Here is a 2,257-nt window from a genome sequence, read left to right as displayed (position 1 = left end):
CGCGGGACATCGGTATCGACCTGAATGGCCTGACCATCACCATTGCCGGGGAAGACTGGATCGTCTTCGACAACCAGGACACGCCAGATACCACCGTTGCCAGCGTAGCGCCGACCGTACCTCCCTGGGACAGCAACCAGCCCTCCCGATCGAACCGCACCAGCGACAACAACCGCCGCAACACCCTCAGCTCGGCGGCCAGGTCCTCCAGGGACATGTGCCGGTTCTGGCATGCGGAATTCACAAAGAACCGCTCCGAACAAAGCCGCATCTATCGGGAAAGCGCCTGCAAACGATACGAACGCCTGAGTGGCCGTAGCCGCAGCACCATTGTGGGCAACGTCAACCGACAACTCGCCCAGGCTGACCGGGAACGAGAACAGGTACTCGCCCGCCGCAGAGAACAGCGGGAAGACAGACAACGGGAACAGGCCCAGCTACAGGCCAAGTGTGATCGCTATAACCGCCGCATCGACGTGCTCGACGCCAAACTGCGCAGCGGCTACACCGTTTCCCAGGGCAACCGCTGGAGGGCGGAGCGAAGGGAAGTGAGTCAGAAGTATTCGAGGGAGTGTATTTTGGGACGGTGAAATGGATGCTTAGTATCGAAGATCTGAAAGAAATTATTGTCGAGAACAGATGCATAGGTTAGGACGTAAATGGAAATAGATGCCATCAAAGCAATTCTGACTTTTACGCAGGAAAATGGGCTTTTCGTATCTACATTCATCGCTGCGATTGCCTACCTCTTCAAGATCCGAAGAGAGTCAAAGCAAGATTTAAGGCATGCTCTGTTTGTGCTACTTCAGCTACGAATAGCTTTAAATAAGTCAGTCAAAAGTTTAGATAAACATGGCGAGGCTCAAATTAGACACATGTTTGACCGGTTGAAGGAGTTTGGTTTACCGGTTGACGAACAGCAGATGTTAGATGAAATGCGAGGAGCATCCTCATTCCATGATCAGCTTAATGGAGCATTCTTCGAGTTAGACAGTGATGTATTCAAGAATACGGTCGTTAACGCTGCTACAGCTCTTTCTCAAAATCATCCCTTTCTAGCGAACCGTATTGTATACATGAGCAAGCTGCCTGATGCTATAGAGGCTTTAAACGAATACGTTAAAAGGCAAAAAAAACGTATTGCTTTTCAACGTGATGAATCTGTATCGGAGGAGGTTAGCGAAAATACGAGAGTTGTTGCAGAACGGGCATTAACAGAGGAAGCAGAGAGGACCATCAGCGAACTCGTTTTGGAAGTTGACGAAGAGCTTCGAAAATTAGCTTGGAGTAGCGGCTTTGCACATTGGTATAAGGTTCGGAGGCTACAGCGGTATTGGTGCAAGCTCGATCAGCAACCTACAAAAGAAGAGGCTGACAAGTTCACTGATAGGAAGCTATCTGAGATTATTTCAGGAGTGACCGTGCTTGAAGGGAAGAATAAGTCCGAGGCTGAGCATGAGTAGCGCAGCTTTACTATTTGAAGATAGATCTATCCCGGATTCTTTTTTAAAAGAGGGATAAGTGAATGCCTGATGAATCTAAGCCGTCTACGGCGATTGCAAAGAATGCGGGTTCTCTGTTAGAGACGCTAGTTGAGACCCGGTTTCTATTTCTGTTGATTTGTTTTGCACTCTATCTTGATCTTTGGTTGATAGAAAGTGGCGTGGATCCGAGGTCTCTTTCACTTAAAGAAAGCTATTCCTCTCTGCTTTCGGTATCTGTTTTTTCATACTTTCTTTTTCTTGGGTCTTATTCGCTATTGATGGTTGGTTTTTTTCCGGTATTGAGGAACTTAATTGGTTTGGCTCGGGTTCACTTTCAGTCAGAAGTATCTATGTCAAAGACGACTGCTGAAAGTAGAAAACTGTCTGATTGGTCGCTCGCCTTCATATGCCTTTCTTTGTATAACGGGGTGGTAGGATATTTTTTCACTAATGGTGCGTATAAAGGCTTGACGGTTTATGTTTTGAGTTTTCTTAGTTTTGATGGTGTTGCTGAGTCAATATTCCGACTGTGCGTGGCACTTTTTTGGATGGTTTGTTTTGCATTTGCTTTTCGTGTCGACGAGACTACCTTGGATTAAAAATATAAGGTTTGTGGTTTTTAATTCCTAAGTGTTTAAAATATCATGGATATTGGGAGTGTTCGATTAATGTTGACGGGGTTCGTTGCTGACTTTGGTTGAGGTGGACCCAATCAGTTGGACAACCTGATGGTGTCCCTAAGCTATGATTCGGTTGTTTCCCTGGCTCAGGCT

2 protein-coding genes and 1 pseudogene are annotated in these 2,257 nt (G+C 46.7%); all 3 read left to right on the top strand.

The window, feature by feature from the left end; translation table 11 throughout:
• Nucleotides 1-590 (top strand): annotated as a pseudogene (locus MLD24_RS21410) (hypothetical protein); the annotation flags it as partial.
• A gap of 69 nt (nt 591-659) precedes the next feature.
• Nucleotides 660-1,463 (top strand): hypothetical protein, encoded by an 804-nt coding sequence (locus MLD24_RS21405; protein ID WP_248169355.1) that lies wholly within the window; start codon nt 660-662, stop codon nt 1,461-1,463.
• A gap of 62 nt (nt 1,464-1,525) precedes the next feature.
• The gene (locus MLD24_RS21400) at nt 1,526-2,083 is read left to right on the top strand and encodes a hypothetical protein (protein ID WP_248169353.1); all 558 of its coding nucleotides are present in this window, start codon (nt 1,526-1,528) and stop codon (nt 2,081-2,083) included.
• Nucleotides 2,084-2,257: the final 174 nt, after the last annotated feature.

Source organism: Marinobacter xestospongiae (assembly GCF_023156385.1).
Lineage (GTDB): Bacteria > Pseudomonadota > Gammaproteobacteria > Pseudomonadales > Oleiphilaceae > Marinobacter > Marinobacter xestospongiae.
The sequence above is the reverse complement of the archived record's forward strand: the minus strand, read 5'-3'. Positions and strand labels throughout refer to the sequence as shown.

Coding starts and splice junctions, on each gene's coding strand:
- MLD24_RS21400 (WP_248169353.1), top strand. CDS start 1,526: ATGCCTGATGAATCTAAGCCGTCTACGGCGATTGCAAAGAATGCGGGT.
- MLD24_RS21405 (WP_248169355.1), top strand. CDS start 660: ATGGAAATAGATGCCATCAAAGCAATTCTGACTTTTACGCAGGAAAAT.